Consider the following 18,105-nt stretch of genomic DNA (forward strand, 5'->3'; position numbering starts at 1 on the left):
ATAGAAACCTTAGCATTAGCGAAGAAGCTCGGGGTGGAAGACTCGACGGCGCTAGCTAACCTAAATACAGCCGTAGTGGTCGCTTCCCGCCTGTACGCAGAATCTATCAGCAATGGTAGCGCCAAGGTTTTCGTAGACGGCAATCGTTTTGATGCGGAAGATCTCGTACAGCCCAAGTTGCTCGAGTCGGCTAAGTCGGGGCGCGACAGGCCAGTATCGCTTCTGGGGCCAGAGGAGTCACTCAGTTCCCCCGCAGGTGACGAAACCTAGTGGGATCGAGGTCCCCCCCGCCTTGGGGAATGGACTCCAGATCGCCGCGCTACTCAAAATCGGGGGGACGTCGCCTGGCCTGGATTCGTCCAGGTGCTGTTCTCAAAGCAGTGACGTGGCACGCGGTCTTGGCGCTATCAGCCGCATACACTGGCCAAGAGCTCCCAAGGAGAGGCCCATGCTCGTGCTATCGCGCCAAGCCAGCGAATCGCTGGTGATCGGAAAGGATATCGTGGTCACGGTGGTGTCGGTCGAGGGAGACCGGGTTCGACTGGGCGTCGAGGCGCCACGGGACGTTCCGGTGCATCGCGAGGAAGTCGCGGAGCGGATCGCGCGCCAGCGGACGGCCCACGAACCTTCTTAACTTTGCTCGCTGCAGGACTCGGCTCGGTCACGGCGGCATTACGCCGCCTTTTGGTGCGCGTAGTTAGGGGTGCAGCTTGCTGTTAAAGAGCGCACGCGATGCCCCGATTTCACCGGCGGCAGGGTAATAAAACTCTACGGCGGCAATGGTCAACAACAGGTCGGATTGTTAAGTCTTGCGGCTGAGAGGCCCCGCTTGCGGGCTCGTCAGCGCTTGCGTTTGCCCTTGAACTCGCGGATCAATCGCGCGAGTTCGTCGTCTTCGGCGTAAAAATAGGCGACCGGCAGGCCGAGGACCGCCGCCAGTCGCTGCAGGGTCTGCAGGTCGGGTTGGTGGACGCCGGTCTCGTAGCGGTTGATGCGGGTGCTGGCGACGAAGTCGTCCAGGCCTGCCTCGATACCCAGCATGCGCTGCGAAATGCCGTAGGCCTCGCGCGCCTCGCGCAGCCTGCGGCTGTAGACGGGCAGCTGATTCTTGTCAGGCAAGCGGATTCACGTCCCGGAGTTCCATATACGGAAGCTTCCGGAAGGCCGCTTAGCTTCGATACTACGTTGAACGTAGTCCCCGGAGGAGGGAAGCGCGCCTACCGCCGCGTCCTGGCCGGTCTGCGTCTGGGCTTGAAGTCCGCGATCAGACGCGCGAGCTGGTCGTCCTCGGCATAAAAGTATGCCAGCGGCATGTCGAGGGCCGCTGCCAGCTGCTGCTGGATCCGCAAAGCGGGCTGGTGGACGGCGTTCTCGTAGCGATTGATGCGGGTGCTGGCGACGAACTCGTCCAGCCCCACCTTGATGCCCAGGTTGCGCTGCGAGATGTCGTATGCCTCCCGCGCCTCGCGCAGCCTGCGGCTGTAGACGGGTAGTTGTCGCTTCTCAGCCAACGCCGCGTTCGTCCGGAATTCCCATATGCGGAAGCTTCCGGAACAGAGCTTGACTTCGATACTACGGTAAACGTAGTGTGGCCATGTCTACGTTAAACGTAGCGGAGTGCTGTCGCCAGATGCGCTCCGGATGGGGCATGAAAGCACGCTGGTACGGCGAGGGGCACGAAGCACCGGGGGCGAAAGCCGGTGCCGCGAGAAAGCACTGATTCGATTCCAGGCGCAAGCCAGCCGCAGCCCTGGGACGTTGGATCGCTCGGCTGGCCACACCTGCCACAGGTCGGCACGGAATGCCGACCCCAACCGGAGGCATCGCATGTTGAACGACAGGGAGACCGTTGTGACCGAATCGACGAAGGGGATAGACCTGGGATGTGTGCTGCGGCCCCCGGGGCGGGGCGCGAAGTCGAGGGGGCGTGGACAGATTGCCGCAAGCGGCTGCAGGCTGGCATTGACGCGCAGTGTCCTTGCTGCTGCGGTGGCGTCGCTGCTGCCGCTGTATGGCGCCGCGGCTCAGGTAGTGCCGGATGTGGCGGCTGCACAGCTGACTGCTCCGCCGTCGGGCGAGCCTGATGCCGATACGAGCACCACCGAGCTCGAAGCGGTCCAGGTCACCGGCACACGTATCAAGGGCGGCACCGTACCGTCCCCGGTGATCACGATCGACGCGGCCCGGATTCAGGAGGAGGATTTCAGCGACCTAGGCGAGGTGATTCGCAGCATCCCGCAGAACTTCTCGGGCGGGCAGAACCCCGGGGTAACGAGCGGAAACCTGGCGGGTGCCGGCAACGCGAACCAGAACCTCACCGGCGGATCCAGCCTGAACCTGCGTGGCCTGGGTGCGGATGCGACGTTGACGCTGCTCAATGGACGCCGCATGGCATATGGCGGCTTCACCCAGTCCGTGGACATCAGTGCGATCCCCGTAGAGGCGGTGGAGCGCATCGAGATCATCGCGGATGGTGCTTCGGCGATCTACGGCTCCGATGCGGTAGGAGGCGTGGGGAACGTGCTGCTGAAGCGCGAGTACGACGGCGTGGCCGTGGGTACGCGCTTTGGAACGGCGACGCAGGGCGGACTGACCACCCGCGAGTACAACGTCACGGCCGGCACCACGTGGACCAGTGGCGGGCTGATTGCGACCTTCAAGGATGGTTCGGTCGATCCGATCTACAGCAGCCAGCGGTCCTACACCGAACAGCTCGTTGACCCGTCGACGCTCTATCCGGGCAGCGACTTGCGCAGCGGCCTGCTGAGTGCACACCAGTCACTGGGCGATGCCTTCGAGCTGCGCCTGGATGCGCTTCGCTCCGAGCGCGATCAGTCGCATCTGTACAACTGGAGTGGCCGCAACAGCCGGGTTACGTCGAACACGGTCACGACGCTGGTCTCGCCCAGTATCGAGATCTGGTTGCCGAACGACTGGACCATGTCGCTCGCTGGTACGTCCGGCCGCGACAGCCACGACCAGCGCCAGCTGTGGACGGTGAGCGGCACAGGCGGGTCGAGCGAAACGTACGACTGCTATTGCAATGACAGCCGGACCTACGAGATTGGTGCCGAGGGGCCGCTGTTCCAGTTGCCTGGCGGCGATGCGCGCCTCGCCGCCGGCGTCGGCTACCGAAGCAACGAGTTCCGCAACGTCAATCGCATTTCCGGCACGGAGCCGATACGGGGAAGCGAGAGTGCCCGATTTGCGTACGCGGAGGTCAACCTGCCGCTGGTGGGGCCTGAGCAGCAGGTTGATGGCGTCCAGCGCCTGTCATTGACCGCCGCGGCGCGTGGCGAGGACTACAGCAGCTTTGGGCGTGTCACCACGCCAAAACTCGGTGTGCTCTATGGACCCACCCCTGACGTCACTGTCAAGGCGTCGTGGGGAAGGTCATTCAAGGCGCCGACGCTCCTGGAACGCCACTATCCCGCCTATGCGTGGCTGATGCGTCCGGACAGCTTCGGCGGAGTGGGGTATCCGGCCGAGGCCACCGTGCTGGTCATGGACGGCGGCAACCCGGATCTGGAGCCGGAGCGGGCCAGCACCCGCTCGGTGTCGCTGGCCTACCACCCGGAGGCACTGAGCGGCCTGGAGCTTGAGCTGACCTGGTTCCGGGTGGGTTACCACAATCGGGTGATCCAGCCGATCACCAACCCCAGTCAGGCGTTGATCAGCGCGATCTATGCGCCGTTCGTCGAGTTCTCGCCATCGGAGCAGCAGCAGGCGGACGTGATTGCAGGTGCCGAGGCTTTCCAGAACGTCGTCGGCGTTCCATACGACCCTGCGGACGTGGTGGCGATCATCTATACGCAGTACGTCAACGTGGCCCGGCAGGACATTCAAGGTGCCGACCTCTCCGGGTCGTATCGGGTGGCACTGGTGCCAGGGACGCTGACGTTGCGGGGCTCGGTGAGCTGGCTGGACAGCACGCAGCAGACCATCCCCACTCAGGAAGAGCATGCGTTGTCGGGCACGTTGTTCAACCCGCCCCGAATCAGTGCCCGCATTGGTGGCGTGTGGAGCCAAGGCGGCTTCACTGCGTCACTCTTTGCCAACCATCGGGATGGCGTGACGAATCGGCTCGACGATGTGACATCCGCTTCGTCAACCACTGTCGATGCGGCGCTTCGCTACGCCACCGGTACGCGTGGTGATGGCTGGTCCGGGCTCGAATTCGCCTTCTCGGCCGACAACGTGCTCGATCGAGATCCGCCGTCGTACCAGGTGACGTCGCCGCTTTATGCAGCGCCCTATGACTCGACCAACTACTCGCCGATCGGCCGGTTCCTGAGTCTGTCCGTGTCCAAGCGCTGGTGATGACTCGCGATTGCAGTCGCAGCCGGCATTTCTGGAAGGAGCGGAGAAGATGATCGTGTCCATATCGTATTGCGCCGTTGTGCGCCTCTTGGCAGCAACTGTCCTGATTGTCTCAGCAGCTGTTTCCCATGCAGAAGACGTCCCGCCCAGGCGACTGCTGGAAGTGGTGGATATCGCCAGTCCAACGATGTCGCCGGACGGCCTCAGAGTGGCCTTTCGGGTCGAGCAGGCATCGGTTGAGCGGAACACCTACGACACCGTGTGGTACGTGCAGGCCCTGGACGACCCGTTGCCTCGTCGGGTCGCAGACGGTGGTGTTCCGCTGCGCGATTCGGCGGGAAGATCGTTGCCGGCGCCCGTGGCCTGGTCCTCCGACGGGCGCTGGATCTACTACCGCGCGTTGATCGACGGAAGGATCGACGTCTGGCGCGCGGCGGCGGACGGCTCGGGCGCAGCGCCCATGACGCTGGATGCAGCGGATGTGCGCGACTTCTCGCTGGTTGAGGGCGGTCGGGTTCTCAGATACAGCGTTGGCGCGAGTCGCGAGGCGGTCATTGCAGCCGAGCAGGCCGAGTACGACCAGGGAATCCGCATCGACGACACCGTCCCTGTCGGCCAAGGCCTTTTCCGCTCCGGCAACGTCGAGGGTCGCCTGGCGACCCAGCGCTTCGGCAATGTGTGGTTCGATCGCGCCGCGCTGATGGCCGGAACGCCGGATCGGTGGATGGAACTCGAACTTGCGACGGGTGAAAGGCGGGCACTGCCCAGTCCGGACGCCCTGACGAATGCCACGGCGGCCCCAGGCACGGGGGTCGTGGAAGGTGATCCGTGGAAGTCCGAGCGCGAGCCGCAGGGCGGCAGGATCGCTCTGCTGACGCGCGTTGGTGATGGCACCGGGCAGATGTACCGGCCCGACATCCGGTTATCGATGCTCCCCGGCACCGATGCGCGGCGAGCTGTCAAATGCGTCTCCGAGCTGTGCACGGGCAGGGCCATCACCCGAATCCAGTGGCGCCCCGGGCACGATGAGGTCTTGTTCACGGTGACCGACCCTGCCCAGGGGCATGCACAGTCGATCCATCGTTGGAATGTCGAGACAGGCGATGTGCTTGCGGTGTTGCGGTCCCAGGGATTGCTCAGCGGCGGGCGGGATAGTTCGTCGCACTGTGGTGCGTCGGCCACTGCATTGGTATGCGTGGCGGCCGGGGCCGATCGTCCGCCGCAGTTGGAAAGGATCGATCTCGAGACCGGAGAGCGTCACGTCCTGTTCAATCCCAACGCGGCACTCGGAATGGATCTGACGCGAGTCGCGCCAGCGCGTCTGTTGCGATGGGCGGACGCAAAAGGGCGGCAGTTCACGGGTCAGTTCTACTCGGCGCGAAGGCGAGAGGACGGCCCGGCTCCGCTCTTCGTGACCTACTACAGCTGTGCAGGGTTTGTGCGTGGTGGAGTAGGGGATGAGTGGCCATTGGCCTCCCTCGCGCAAGCGGGCATCTCGGCCCTCTGCATCAATGCGTTCCCCGGTTACACCATGGATCCGCTCGAGCGGTACGGGCAGGGGCTGGCAGCGGTGGAGAGCGTGATCGACCTGCTGGCCGCAGAGGGGGAGGTGGATCGGGCGCGTGTGGGGATGGGCGGGCTGAGCTTCGGCGGGGAAACGACCTTCTGGGCCGTCACCGAGTCAGACGTGATCACTGTTGCATCGATTGCAAACCCGGTGGCGTCACCGCACTACTATCTGATCGGGAGCTTGAAGGGCGAGGGTTTTCTTGCCGGACTACGGGACATGTGGGGTCTTGGAGCACCAAGCGATACGCCGGAGCGCTGGCAGGTACTTTCGCCAGTGTTCAAGCTGGACAGGATCAAGACGCCGATCCTCTTCCAGCATTCGGAGCAGGAATACATGTACGCGCTTGATTACGTGATTCCGTTGCTGCGGTCAGACCGGGCTGATCTGTATGTCTTTCCGCACGAGCCACACCAGAAATTTCAGCCCAGACACAAGCTTGCCGCGTATGAGAGGAATGTCGACTGGTTCAGGTTCTGGCTCCAGGGTCATGAGGACCCGGACGCTTCAAAGAAGGCGCAGTACGAGCGTTGGAGGCAGATGAGGGGGAGCTTCGCGGACACTTCCCCATGACGTAGTCAAGCAGCTTCAATGCTGGTGGCGGACCCAGTTTTCGACCGCGCACAAGTCGAAGATCCGCATGAAGGATTCGTCGCGGGCCGCTAGGTCGCGATGGAAGAAGCGCCGCAGTTCATCGGCGTCGAGAAGCCCATGTCCTTCGAGCTCTCCGGCCAACAGGTAGTCCCTCAGCTGGCTCCTGTTGCGGCGGAAGACTGCTCCACAGTAGTTCACGAAGGTGCCTTTGCTGCGCCGGTACAGGACTGCTGGGGGGAGGATCTCCGCAAACGCGTCGCGTGCCAGGGCGCGGTTCCGACCGCCGGTGATCCACATCCAGCTCGGCACCTTCAGGCACGCCTCCACGACGGGCTGGGACAGTAGCGGCATTCGGAGCTGCCGCTTCGCCCCACGCGACACTCCATCTCTAAAGACCTGATTACCGGCGAGATCGAAAATCCGCTCACGATCTCCTGCCAGCGCGTCATCGGGCGCTGCAAGCCACGGGTGAAGTGCGACCGCATCTTTAGTTGGCATCTTTGCTACGAACGACCGGTCTGCGCTACGCGGGGGTTTTGGGGGGAGGGCCAGTTTCTTCAGCGTCAACCTGCCTGCTTTCCAGAACGTACATTGGTGGAGCTCGGCGAGATCGTGGATCGCCTTGATGCCGGCGACCATTCCGAGCTCCCTGAAGGCATCCGCTGCAGGGGCTGCGGTCCTGGTGTAGCCGAAAACCGTATCTCCACCTCCTCCCGAGTAGAAGCTCTTCACGCCCAACTGGCTGCCAATCGACTCGTTCAACTCGTCGGATGCGTGCTGAAGGAACCATGTGCTTGGGGCAAACGCATGTGGCGGTGGGGGGAAATGGAATCGCGTGTTCTCGAATCCAAGTGTCGCAACATGAAGCTCAGTGCGCAGCAGATCCGACATCAGCCGGGCATAGCGCCGCTCATCGGCACCCGGCACAGGTGAGACTAGGTTGCAGCAGGCCACGCGTGCGTTTACCTCGAGCAGGCAGGCCGCCACGATTGAAGAGTCGAGTCCGCCAGATAGTTCAAGAAGAACGGACTCGTCCGTTTCAGCCCAACGTTTCACAGTGGACGAGACCGCATGTCGAACGTCGGCTTGTGCCTCGCGCTGATCAATGTGCCGCCGCTGCGGCGACACGAATTCCCACGGGGACCACATCTCCTCCGTAGTCGCTGCCTGCTCCCGTATGTGAAGTCGGCACCCTGGCAAGAGTTCTTGCAGACCGGAAAGACTGGTCCGCCCTGTTTTGAGCTGCGGATAGAGCAGGCTGCCGTGTATGGACCCCCAGTCGACTACTTTGGCGTAAAGGCCTGCGCGGCTTGCGACCGAGATGTCAGAGGTTGCGAAACCGTCGCGTAGCGAGTAAACGCAACCGACGCCGCCAGACGGATCGCGCATGATCATCGTGGCCTCTGTGTCGTCGGCTGGTTCTTGAATGAGCAGGTACTCACCCCAGTACTTGTCGAGGACGTGATGCGCGACCTTGCGTCGAGACGAGGTGCCGAGCAGTTCGGCGTCGTCCATGAGACTTCGGCCATCGTGCGAGAAGACGTGGCCGATGAGAGTGCCGCCATTGGATGGGAGGCGGAATACGGGCGTGTCCGGCGTGACGTACAGGATGCCGCCACCGTGGTCCAGTCGTGTCTGCAGCCCGATATTTTGCAGCGCCTCATCGACGGCAGAGCGTTCACCCTTGCAGCTGCGTCCGAACAAGACGATGTAGCGGTACATCACACCACCCGTATGGGCGTATGAGCGTGGACATTGCCGACGGTGTCATTCAGGACAGTATCGGCTGTTTGCACCCAGCAGTGCGCGGAAAAGGGATCAAGTGCAACTCCGAAGACAAGGTTCGAGTGGAGTTTCCGTTTGCGAAGAAACCTTGTCATGGCAATGGCATCCAGCAGGCAAGTCATCCCAACCGGTACGTACAGGCGTGCTTGCCGGAATGTGGCAGCCGCGTCCCAAACTTGTTTCTCCAGCAACTCCCGCGGCACCCCAGATAATGCCGTCCTGATGTGGCTAGTCGTGGTGAGAGAGTCAAGAATGGTCTTGAGTGCTGAGAACTTCAGCTCCACCCGGCTGGTCATGACGATCGCAAGGACGTCCAGAATTTCCCGGACGGATGTCGATTGTTGTGACGGCGGCGCTTCCATGGCACTACGTGCGACAGGCTCTGCCCTTGGCCGCGCTTGAGTCGACGCATCCTCTTTGGCGACCAGAATGCTCCGTTCAATCAGCTCGCTTATGTCCCCATCTGAATCGCCGCTCAAGTGCGCGACCAGTGCCCGTTCCATCTGATGTGGCAGGCGAAAGTATTGATCGTTTCCGACGTCGAGGAGCACAAGTTGCTCGGCCACCTGACAGCATGAGAGGTCGTCGCGCAGTACATACGTGGACATACTCAGTACCCGGATAGGGAAGAGGGACGCACCGCGTCGATGCGTCCCTTTGATTCACTCCTGCGAAATACCTGGCGGGGCGGGCTTTCCAATGACCTCGCCCATGCCTGGCAGGCCCTTGGTCTCGACACTTGCGGTACCGAGAAGAATGACCTGCTCCTCCGCTGTGTCGATCTGGGGAACGTGCTCTCTGGTGGTATCCATGCTGGATCTCCTGATCTGAACGACCTCGCGTTACTGATGGTCGGCACTCACTCTTCGGAAATGCCCAAGGCGGTGTTACCGCCGATGAACTCTCCCGAGAGCGGCCCGCCCTTGGTTTCTTCGCTGGCAATTCCCAGCGCGATGACCTCTTCCGGTGCGTTGACGCGGGTGTCTTCGTTGGTATTCATCACTTCTTCCTTTGGATTGCGTCATGGACGTCCCATGACATGCACAACCTAGAGGCCGGGGAACTTGATTCTCAAATGATTATTGCGCTGTAGCTCGATGATTAAATCAGGACTGTGACAGTCATCCTGAAAGGCCGAATACAGGTTCGGCGTGAGCCACACCGTGTGCGTTGGAGCGAGTCGCCTGCGTTGTCGATTGCGCAGGCAGAACGGGTAGGCGGAAGATTCAGTGAAGGTGGTCACGGCCCTCGCTCAGCAACGCCACGATGCACGGAACAAGCTGCTTGCGGCGCTCGTGGTAGTCGTGCAATGCAGACCTCAGGGCCGGGATATCGCGCACTTGCCAGTGCCGGTTCAGTACGGACAGCTCTTCGAAGGTGTCCTCGAACAGTCCCTTCTTTGCGCGTCGTATCGGTGCCAGCCGGTCGTTGGCCTGCTTTACGGCCTGGTGCAGGGGCCGGTGTGCTGTCGCACGTGCGATGTCATCGAACAGTTGCCACGTCAGCTTCACCACATCATCGTTGGCAGATGAGAGCTCCAGGATTCCGGTCTTCGGGGCGAATGTGGCGACACCGATGTCGCACGCCATCAGCAACAGGCGCTCCATCCAGTCGTAGAGGTCGCGCAGAGCGACTTCAGTGGGCAGCGGGACATAAAGGCCGCCACGCGAGTGGTCGGAGAGCAGACCCTCTCCGACCAGCCGATACAGTGCGAATCGAACAGGCGTAGGACTCGTCCGGAACTCCGTGGCGAGCATGGCCGGATCAATCCGCTGGCCGGGCAAGTAGCGTCCCGATTGAAGTGCCCGCCTGACTTGCCTGTGCAGAAATGCACTTTTGGAGTAGTTCGCATTCATCGCGGAACTCCGTGTCTGCGTAAGTCGTCCTTGCGCCGGATGGTACAAGGGTTTGAATCGCTTCGTATTTCCGGTGGGTGAGGGTGTAATCCGCCGCTTTCTTCACACGGTGCATGGGAAGCGACAGCGCGGCCGACTTCTCGCGAACGAGCTGCCCGAACGGCGAGGCGGTGGCGTTGCGGTGGCGATGTCCGAGCGCGATTGCCTGATCACGGCTTGGCGCGTGCTCGGATCGCGATTCGCCACGCTTCAGTCAGCGCCTGTCAGCAGCGGCAGTACCTTCGCCCGTCGTCACTTCGATGCGCTGCAGTTCGGCCACGTCACCGCCGCTGTAGGGCGGAGGGCCGCCGCAGGCGGCGAGCAGCAACAGGACGGACAGGGTGGCGGCGTGGCGGAGCGGGCGACGGGTCATTGGAGACGTCGCGTTGGGCATGGTTTGGCGCGATTGTGACGTGCTATCCAGCCGGGGAGCAGCTTAATGCCTTGAGCAGGGTGTTCCGGACGATCGGGGCGCAGGCGTGGCGCCAGCGCCTCCGCGGGAGACTGACGCACCGCGGTCCGGCTAGACTCGCGGCATGGCCTTCAACGTCCGCCAGATCTTTGCCGCGCTCAATGACGCCCGGGTCGACTATGTCGTGGTGGGCGGACTGGCGGTCATTCTGCACGGCTATCTGCGCGCCACGGCGGATCTGGACCTTGCGATCGGCCTGTCTCCGGACAACGCCGGGCGTGGCATGCGCGCGCTCGCGTCGATCGGCCTGCAGCCGCGGTTGCCGGTGGCCATGGACGACTTCGCGGACGAGGACACGCGCCTGGACTGGCTCCGCAACCGCAACATGGTCGTGTTCCCGCTGTGGGATCCTGCGAATCCACTGCGCTCGGTGGACGTCTTCATCGACGAGCCGATCGGGTTCGGCGACCTCCTGGCCGATGCCGTCGCGAAGGACCTCGATGGACTCGAGGTCCGGATCGCGTCGATTCCCCACCTGATCGAGATGAAACGCCGATCGGGACGTGCGCGCGACCTGGAGGATATCGACAAGCTCCAGCAGATCCTGGCCGCCGGACACGGAGGTGGTTCGTGACCCCTGACCCCGTGCCTTCGCTGCAATTCAGCTTCGCAGATGCCGAGCGCGCCCAGCTCATGGCATGGGTGGGTCTAAGCGCAGGCGTGAAGATCGACTTCTTCGAGGAAATGGTGGAGCTGGCCTGGCGCAGCGGCGCGCTTGCACCAGAAAGGCTGGCGCTGCGTGACAGCCCGATCAGGCCGCTTTCGCATGATCGCAGTTAGCACCGATCCACGAGTTTGCCATTCGGTGGGACAGGAATGAGCCGTTGACTGGAGTCGAAGCCGGGTCTGGCTGATCGGGCCGAGAGGCGTGCCCTCGGCCCAGCGAGCGATCCGCAACATCGCCACGATCCAGCCTCCTGGAGATTCTGCGGGAGTCGACGCCGGAGCTGGGCGAAGATCCGAGGTGGAGGTAGCGGCGCGCACCGCTGTTGTCCGCCCCGGACGGGCAGCGGCCTTGATCTGGTAGCGCATCTGGCAACGCCACCAGGACATCCCCATGTCAACGTCCGCGATTCGCCGGGGGAGGCCGTGATGACCGACCGGGGCAATCCCGATCCACGCCCGGCCGCGCTCGATGAAAAATCGGCGCATGAGTGGTCGCGGTTGTCGGCCCAGGTCCTGGAGTGCCGCCGGGATCCGTTCTGCTCGCGTGCCAACGCCACGCTGGACTCCGCGGCCGGGCGCGATCTGGAATCCCCGGTGGCGCCAGTATTCCGCCTGTGGGCGGCCGACAACCTGCTGCGAGACGGCGAATTCAGGCAGGCACTGGCCGCCTACGACGCGGTCCTGGAACACGCTCAGTCGACCGGGCACCTGGTCGAGGTGCGCGATCTGGTGCCCGGTGCGCTGCGGCACAAGGCCCACGCGGCGGCTTCGCTGGGCGATGTCGATACCGCGCTGGCCGTCTGGCAGGAGCTGGCCCGGTATGCGCCGGAGGACACCAACGCCGTCTTCCAGGCGGGGCTTCTCGCCCACCGTTCCGGACGCATCGACGAGGCCGCGGACTTCTATCGGCGGGCGATGCGGCACGAAGCCTCCCATCGGACCGACGATGCCGCCGAACTGGCGCGGCGCGAACTGCTGCGCATGGCCTCCCCGGCGACGGCGTTCATCGCAGACGAGCGGCAACTGGCCGACATGCTGGCCGATGCGCTGGAGCGCGGCGACGTGCGACGGCTGCAGGCGTTGCTGACGAGCACCCATTTCGCCGTCGGGACCGTCGGCGGACACACCTGGTTCGAGGCGGACGACCTGGTCGAGGCGCTGTGGACCGATCTTGCGGCCAGCGAAGTCAAGGTGCGTCGCACGCTGCTCGGCTCGGGCGCCAAGCGCTATCTGCAGACGGAGGGCTGGCGCGGCAAGTGGTTCAGCGGGCCGCTCATCTTCCTGCTTGTGCGGGGGCCGCGCGGCTGGCAGTGGGACGGCGTGGCCATTGCCGCCGGCAACGCACTGTGGCTGGAGCGCTGGCGTCCAGCCGTGCTCCAGAAGAACCAGGCGCTGCCGTTCGAGCTGGCCGCGCCATGGCCGCACGGCCAGTGCTTCATGGCGGGAGGGTTCAACGAGTACATCGGGCAGCAGGCCGCGATCCTGGCCGCGGCCGCGGGCGGCGGCTTCATCTTCGGCGGCATCGCGGCGGCAGCGCTGACGTTCCTCTTTTCGACCCGCGACTGCGGGTTCGGGATACGCGGCTTTTACTTCAACCAGTTCACCCACGTGGACGACGATGCGTTCGCCATCGATTTCACCCGCTATCGCCAGTACGTGCCCTACGACAACGAGAGCGGTGGAACGCCGGTGCTTGCGGCACGGGCGGGCATCGTCGACTACGTCTACGACCTGGCGGACACCGGTGACTCCGGCAGCTCGAACACCGTCTACATCCATCACGCAGACCCGGACAACAGCGCCGACACGACCCGGTTCCGCTCCCAGTACCTGCACATGGAAGGTGCGCCGCGGAAGATCACGGTGTCGCAGGGCATGCAGGTCCAGGCCGGCAGCCGGCTCGGCTCGGCTACATGGACGATACGGGGAATTCGGTGCTCGACCACCTGCATTTCTCCATCCACGACCGCGAGTTGCTGTTCAACGGACGGCCCTATGCCAGCGTGCGCCCCACGCCAATGGCGGGCGTGCGCCTGGACGATGGCGATTCCGGCCATTGCGTGTGCTCCAGGACCATCGAGCACGAGGACAAGCCCATGATCGAAGCATCCACTTTCGATCGAATGGCAGCTACAACCTGCTGTTCGAAGTGGAGCAATGGGCCCCCTTCGCCGCGCTCGGCTCGATGTTCAACGAGCATCAGTCGGTCAACTCCGGATTCGCCGTCGACCGCTGGCGTCCCAACCCGTTCTCGCCCGCGACCGGGTTCAACAACGTCCCGCTGGACCGCCTGTTCAGCGGCATACAGGTCGATGTCGCCGTCCGCGACACCGACGCCTGGCTGCATCGGGTGAGCTACAGCGTGGTGTTGTTGGGGAAGGTCCGCTTCTCGCCCGTCATCATCCTGTAGGCGCACCACGGAGGCTGAAGGTAGCCGTAGGCACCAGACCCTGCGCCCGCCACCCCGACGCGGCCCACCCGGGCGCGGCTTGCGCCGAGCCCGGTGAATGCCAGCGCGGCGACTCAGTTCCCGCCGGCGGCCCAGCCGAAGTCGTAATCGTTGATCGCCAGCATGTTGGCGAGGTTCGAACGCAGGATCTGGTTCTCGCTGCCCAGGGACTGGACCCGCTGCTGCAGCTGGTCCACCAGCGATTCCAGGTTCTGCAGCCGCGCTTCCGTTTCAGCCTGTGTCGGGGGAAACCCGATGCCCGGGGGGCCGGGCCGGGCGGCCATCGCGGTGCCTCCGATCGCCAGCCACAGGACGGTCATCAGAGCGAACTTTCTTTTCATCGCATTTCCTTTTTGTTGTGTGCGGTGCGGGAGCGGTCGCCCACGGTGGGCCGACGGTCATCTACCGCAAAACGCGGCTGGAAACCGACAGGGCATCACGTAGCGAGCACAGCCCACTGCGCAGGGCCGTTCTGGCTTGGCGGGCCGCGCGACCGGCCCCGAAGGGGCGTCGGTCGCTGTGTTGGCTTCCTTTCCAGGATCCTCGAGCGGCGGGCATACTCGCGGGAGGACCGCGGAGGGGATGCTCTGATCGGACTGATGAGAATGATCGCGCTGCTGCTGGCGGCGTTGTCGGTGGCCGCTGGCTGTGCCGGCGGCCCCGGCCCCGTGGCGGGTGACCAGGGCGCGCGCGAGACGGCGCAGCACCGGATGGCGCCGCCCCGACGTGCCGGTGTCTGGCCGCGCACGCTGGTACGCGCGAAGGAGCGGGCGGCAGGTTCCGTGGCCGCACCGGCGGCCCCGACGTTCGAGTACGCCTACGCGCCGCCGCAGTCGGCCGGCCTGCAACAGACCTACGTCCGCGTGCGCGACGCCGACCTCCTGCGCCGCCTGCCGGAAGTGCAGGCGCTGGACGGCATGTTCGTGCTCCCGCGACGCCTGCGCTATGTCACCGCCGAGTGCGGCGAGTTCGGTTCCTTCTACCGCCCGGACGACACCGAGGTGGTGCTGTGCTACGAGACCCTGCACACGCTCTACGAGCGTGGTTGGGCCCAGCAGCACCAGGGTGGGCTGGATGACGGGTACGCGTTCCGCTATGTACGCGCCAACATCCGCTTCATCGTGCTGCACGAAACCGGGCACGCGCTGGTGGACCTGCTGGACCTGCCGGTGACCGGCCGCCAGGAGGATGCCGTGGACCAGCTGGCGGCGATCCTGATGCTGCGCTTCGCCGGTCTGGACGAAACCTCCGACCAGGTGATCGGCAACCTGCGCATGGCGGCGGACTGGCTGCTGTCACGCAGTACCGGCGCCTACAACCTGGACGCCTATGCCGACGAGCATGCGCTGGGCGAACAGCGCTACTTCAACCTGCAGTGCCTGATCTACGGCACCGACCCGGCCGCGTTCGCCAGCATGGTGGATGCGGGCGACCTGACGCCGGCGCGCGCGCAGGGCTGCCCGCGCGAGACGCGGCTGGCGACCCGGGCCTGGCTGCGCCTGCTGCTGCCGCACCTGGCGCCGGGGCTGGAACCGTACGAGGAAGAGGCGGCGCGCTACCTGGAGCGGATGGGGGCGCATACTATCCGTGCGCACGCATCCTGGAGCCGGACATGACCGATCCGCAGCAACCACGGCCACCGGGCCCGGAGCGGCCCGAACGCGCCGGGGCGCGGGAGGCGGGCGGCGTGCCGGGGCGGCGGATCGCGGCCTTGGCCGGCATCGCCGCGATCGCCCTGGTCGGGGCGGCGGCCTTTGCCTGGACCGCGGGCTGGATCGGCCCGGAGCGGCTGACGTCGCAGCGCTTCCTCGACACCCTGGAAGCCGGCGGGCCGGCGCACCCCGGGTTCCGGCGCGCCCACCCCAAGGGCGTGTGCGTCAGCGGCCGTTTCACCGGCACGTCCGAGGGCCGCGCGCTGTCGAGCGCCGAGGCCTTCGCGGGCGGACCGGTGGCCGTGACCGGGCGGCTGTCCATCGGCGGCGGCGATCCTCAGGGCGACGATGCCGCGGCCCGCGTGCGCAGCCTGGCCCTGCAGATCGGCGGGCGCGGCGGGACGCAGTGGCGCATGGCGATGAACAGCTTTCCATTCATGGCCGTGGCCACGCCGGGCGAGTTCCACCGCCACGTGGTGGCCAACGCGCCCGATCCGGCCACCGGCAAGCCCGATCCGGCGGCGGTGGCGGCCTTCCTCGACGCCCATCCGCGTGCGCAGGCGTTCCAAGCCTGGGCGAAGTCGGCGCCGTGGTCCGACAGCTGGGCCAACACGCAGTACAACAGCGTCAATGCTTTCCATTTCGTGGCCGCCGACGGCCGGCGGCGCGCGGTGCGCTGGTCGATGCGGCCGCAGGCACCGTTCGTGGCGCTGGACGCGGAGGCGCGGGTGGCGTCCGGCCCCGACTTCCTCGCCGCCGAGTTCGAGCGCCGCCTGGCCGCCGGGCCCGTGCGCTGGGACATGGTGGCCACGCTGGCCGGACCGGGCGATGTCGTCGACGATGCCTCGCGGCCATGGCCGGAGGATCGCGAGCAGGTGGTGGTGGGCGTGCTGGAACTCGATGCCGCCACGCCGCAGGCCACCGGGGCGTGCCGCGACATCAACTTCGACCCGCTGGTGCTGCCGGCCGGCGTGGAGCCTTCCGCCGACCCGATCCTCTCGGCACGCTCGGCGGTGTACGCACGTTCGTTCAACCGTCGCCAGCGCGAGATCGCGCTGGGCGAAGCCGACCAGGCCACGCGTCCGGAGCCGCGCCCATGACCCCGTCCGACACCACCCCAGCCGCGCACGCCGCGCACGCCTCCGGGCGCTTCGATCCGCTGGCGCGCACGCTGCACTGGGCGATGGCGCTGATGATCCTGGCCATGCTGTTCGTCGGCGCGGGGATGGTCGCATCGCTGTCGGGGCGGCCGTGGCTGCTGGACCTGCACCGGCCACTCGGCATCGCGATCCTCGTGCTGGCGGTGCTGCGGCTGGTGCACCGCCTGCGCCACCCGCCGCCGCCGCTGCCGGCCTCGCTGCCCCGCTGGCAGCAGTGGGCCGCGCACGCTTCGCACTGGCTGCTGTACGGGCTGATGCTGGCGATGCCGCTGCTGGGCTGGGCCATGCTGTCGGCCGCCGGGGATCCGGTGCGCATGGCCGGCGACTGGGTGCTGCCGCCGATCGCGGTGCAGGATCCGGCGCTGTATGCCGCGCTGCGCTGGGCGCATGGCGCGCTGGGCTATGCGCTGTTCGCGACCATCCTGGTGCACGTTTCGGCCGCGCTGCGCCACGCTTGGGTGCTGCGCGACGGCGTGTTCCAGGCGATGGCGCCGGTCGCGACCGGCGTCGATCGGGACGCCCCCGCGCCGCCTTGACGGGGCGTCCGGTCGCGACGTCACGACGCATGCGGCTGCCGCGGGCGCGCCAGGCTCAGCGCGACCGTGCCGGCCAGGACCGCCGCCACCACGCCCAGCGACCACAGCACCGGGATCTTGTACAGGTCGATCAGCAGCATCTTCGCGCCGATGAACACCAGCACCACCGCCAGCCCGTAGGGCAGCAGGTGGAAGCGCTCGGCCATGCCGGCCAGCAGGAAGAACATCGCGCGCAGGCCCAGCACCGCGAACACGTTCGAGGTCAGCACGATGAAGGGGTCGGTGGTGATGGCGAAGATCGCCGGGATCGAGTCCACCGCGAAGATCACGTCGGTGATGCCGATCATCACCAGCACGATGAACAGCGGGGTGAACTTGCGGCGGCGGCCTTTGCCCAGCCACAGCGCGCTGCCGTGGTAGCGGCGCACGAAGGGGACGTGCGCGGTAAGCCAGCGCAGCACCGGGTTCTTTTCGAGGTTCGGCTCCTTGCCCGCGGCGAACCACATCTTGACGCCGGTGAGCAGCAGGAAGGCGCCGAACACGTACAGCATCCAGTGGAAGTGGGCCAGCAACGCGGCGCCGGCGAAGATCAGGATCGCGCGCAGCACGATCGCGCCGAGGATGCCGATCACCAGCACGCGCTGGCGCTGCTCCTCGGGCACCGCGAAGTAGGTCATCAGCATCAGGAAGACGAAGATGTTGTCGACCGCCAGCGCCTTCTCCACCAGGTAGCCGGTGAGGAATTCCAGGCCCACGCGGCGGGCCTCGTCGGCGCCGGCGGTCTGGCCCAGGTACCACCACAGGGCGGCATTGAAGGCCATCGCCAGGGTGACCCAGCCGAGGCTCCACCACGCCGCTTCCTTGAACGTGACCTTGTGCGCGCCGCCGTGGCGCATCAGCACCAGGTCCACCATCAGCGCGACCAGCACCAGTCCGGCGAAGCCGGACCACAACCAGGGATTGCCTATCGTTTCCATCGAGATATTCCGGGCAGGGGAAAGGACGGCCG

The 18,105-nt window shown here is 65.4% G+C and carries 21 protein-coding genes; 11 read left to right on the forward strand and 10 right to left on the reverse strand.

Annotation, left to right across the window (positions count from 1 at the left end; translation table 11 throughout):
* Both WCD84_RS03170 and csrA read left to right on the forward strand, forming a co-directional pair.
* A partial coding sequence (locus WCD84_RS03170; protein ID WP_343280400.1) for a hypothetical protein occupies positions 1-270 on the forward strand: 270 nt, incomplete at its 5' end.
* A gap of 178 nt (positions 271-448) precedes the next feature.
* Complete coding sequence (csrA, locus tag WCD84_RS03175) at positions 449-634, forward strand: carbon storage regulator CsrA (RefSeq protein ID WP_343280401.1); 186 nt, start codon at positions 449-451, stop codon at positions 632-634.
* A gap of 206 nt (positions 635-840) precedes the next feature.
* On the opposite strand, the gene WCD84_RS03180 is transcribed toward csrA, so the two are convergent.
* Positions 841-1,119 carry a helix-turn-helix domain-containing protein gene (locus tag WCD84_RS03180; protein ID WP_343280402.1) on the reverse strand — a complete coding sequence of 93 codons (279 nt, stop codon included), beginning with the start codon at positions 1,117-1,119 and terminating at the stop codon, positions 841-843.
* 98 nt (positions 1,120-1,217) lie between these two features.
* Complete coding sequence (locus WCD84_RS03185; protein ID WP_343280403.1) at positions 1,218-1,511, reverse strand: helix-turn-helix domain-containing protein; 294 nt, start codon at positions 1,509-1,511, stop codon at positions 1,218-1,220.
* A gap of 316 nt (positions 1,512-1,827) precedes the next feature.
* Here WCD84_RS03185 and WCD84_RS03190 point away from each other — a divergent pair, with 316 nt between their 5' ends.
* Positions 1,828-4,320: a TonB-dependent receptor plug domain-containing protein gene (locus WCD84_RS03190; protein ID WP_343280404.1), complete on the forward strand. Its 2,493-nt coding sequence runs from the start codon at positions 1,828-1,830 to the stop codon at positions 4,318-4,320.
* 49 nt (positions 4,321-4,369) lie between these two features.
* The gene (locus WCD84_RS03195) at positions 4,370-6,460 is read left to right on the forward strand and encodes an Atxe2 family lasso peptide isopeptidase (RefSeq protein WP_343280405.1); all 2,091 of its coding nucleotides are present in this window, start codon (positions 4,370-4,372) and stop codon (positions 6,458-6,460) included.
* A 15-nt stretch (positions 6,461-6,475) separates the two neighbouring features.
* On the opposite strand, the gene WCD84_RS03200 is transcribed toward WCD84_RS03195, so the two are convergent.
* The 6 genes from WCD84_RS03200 to WCD84_RS03225 all read right to left on the reverse strand — a co-directional run bounded on the left by WCD84_RS03200 (position 6,476) and on the right by WCD84_RS03225 (position 10,534).
* Positions 6,476-8,203, reverse strand: a complete 1,728-nt coding sequence (locus WCD84_RS03200; RefSeq protein WP_343280406.1) for a lasso peptide isopeptide bond-forming cyclase — start codon at positions 8,201-8,203, stop codon at positions 6,476-6,478.
* Positions 8,203-8,832: a lasso peptide biosynthesis B2 protein gene (locus tag WCD84_RS03205; RefSeq protein WP_343280407.1), complete on the reverse strand. Its 630-nt coding sequence runs from the start codon at positions 8,830-8,832 to the stop codon at positions 8,203-8,205. The genes WCD84_RS03200 and WCD84_RS03205 overlap by 1 nt, the downstream gene beginning before the upstream one ends.
* A 96-nt stretch (positions 8,833-8,928) precedes the next feature.
* Positions 8,929-9,078, reverse strand: coding sequence for a benenodin family lasso peptide (locus WCD84_RS03210; protein WP_343280408.1), 150 nt, complete (start codon positions 9,076-9,078; stop codon positions 8,929-8,931).
* A gap of 47 nt (positions 9,079-9,125) precedes the next feature.
* A complete protein-coding gene (locus tag WCD84_RS03215; protein ID WP_343280409.1) occupies positions 9,126-9,266 on the reverse strand; it encodes a benenodin family lasso peptide in 141 nt (46 codons plus the stop codon).
* Between the two features lie 226 nt (positions 9,267-9,492).
* Positions 9,493-10,122: a GntR family transcriptional regulator gene (locus tag WCD84_RS03220; RefSeq protein WP_343280410.1), complete on the reverse strand. Its 630-nt coding sequence runs from the start codon at positions 10,120-10,122 to the stop codon at positions 9,493-9,495.
* Between the two features lie 253 nt (positions 10,123-10,375).
* The gene (locus WCD84_RS03225; RefSeq protein ID WP_343280411.1) at positions 10,376-10,534 is read right to left on the reverse strand and encodes a hypothetical protein; all 159 of its coding nucleotides are present in this window, start codon (positions 10,532-10,534) and stop codon (positions 10,376-10,378) included.
* A 163-nt stretch (positions 10,535-10,697) separates the two neighbouring features.
* On the opposite strand from WCD84_RS03225, the gene WCD84_RS03230 reads away from it, so the two are divergent.
* The 4 genes from WCD84_RS03230 to WCD84_RS03245 all read left to right on the forward strand — a co-directional run bounded on the left by WCD84_RS03230 (position 10,698) and on the right by WCD84_RS03245 (position 13,709).
* Positions 10,698-11,207 carry a hypothetical protein gene (locus WCD84_RS03230; RefSeq protein WP_343280412.1) on the forward strand — a complete coding sequence of 170 codons (510 nt, stop codon included), beginning with the start codon at positions 10,698-10,700 and terminating at the stop codon, positions 11,205-11,207.
* Entirely contained in the window at positions 11,204-11,413 is a 210-nt protein-coding gene (locus WCD84_RS03235) for a hypothetical protein (RefSeq protein WP_343280413.1), read from the forward strand. Before WCD84_RS03230 ends, WCD84_RS03235 begins: the two co-directional genes overlap by 4 nt.
* Before the next feature lie 312 nt (positions 11,414-11,725).
* Positions 11,726-13,399, forward strand: coding sequence for a tetratricopeptide repeat protein (locus WCD84_RS03240; RefSeq protein ID WP_343280414.1), 1,674 nt, complete (start codon positions 11,726-11,728; stop codon positions 13,397-13,399).
* 49 nt (positions 13,400-13,448) lie between these two features.
* Positions 13,449-13,709 (forward strand): hypothetical protein, encoded by a 261-nt coding sequence (locus tag WCD84_RS03245; RefSeq protein WP_343280415.1) that lies wholly within the window; start codon positions 13,449-13,451, stop codon positions 13,707-13,709.
* Positions 13,710-13,822: 113 nt separating this feature from the next.
* On the opposite strand, the gene WCD84_RS03250 is transcribed toward WCD84_RS03245, so the two are convergent.
* Positions 13,823-14,089 (reverse strand): hypothetical protein, encoded by a 267-nt coding sequence (locus tag WCD84_RS03250; protein WP_343280416.1) that lies wholly within the window; start codon positions 14,087-14,089, stop codon positions 13,823-13,825.
* 264 nt (positions 14,090-14,353) lie between these two features.
* Between WCD84_RS03250 and WCD84_RS03255 the strand changes: the two genes are divergently transcribed.
* From WCD84_RS03255 to WCD84_RS03265, 3 genes are all read left to right on the forward strand, one after another.
* Positions 14,354-15,364, forward strand: a complete 1,011-nt coding sequence (locus WCD84_RS03255) for a DUF4344 domain-containing metallopeptidase (RefSeq protein WP_343280417.1) — start codon at positions 14,354-14,356, stop codon at positions 15,362-15,364.
* A gap of 86 nt (positions 15,365-15,450) precedes the next feature.
* Positions 15,451-16,500, forward strand: a complete 1,050-nt coding sequence (locus tag WCD84_RS03260; protein ID WP_343280511.1) for a catalase family peroxidase — start codon at positions 15,451-15,453, stop codon at positions 16,498-16,500.
* Positions 16,497-17,096 carry a cytochrome b gene (locus tag WCD84_RS03265; protein WP_343280418.1) on the forward strand — a complete coding sequence of 200 codons (600 nt, stop codon included), beginning with the start codon at positions 16,497-16,499 and terminating at the stop codon, positions 17,094-17,096. Before WCD84_RS03260 ends, WCD84_RS03265 begins: the two co-directional genes overlap by 4 nt.
* Before the next feature lie 20 nt (positions 17,097-17,116).
* On the opposite strand, the gene WCD84_RS03270 is transcribed toward WCD84_RS03265, so the two are convergent.
* On the reverse strand, positions 17,117-18,073 hold the full coding sequence (locus WCD84_RS03270; protein ID WP_343280419.1) for a TerC family protein: 957 nt from the start codon (positions 18,071-18,073) through the stop codon (positions 17,117-17,119).
* Positions 18,074-18,105: the final 32 nt, after the last annotated feature.

It is taken from the genome of Luteimonas changyuni, from assembly GCF_039548395.1.
Lineage (GTDB): Bacteria > Pseudomonadota > Gammaproteobacteria > Xanthomonadales > Xanthomonadaceae > Luteimonas.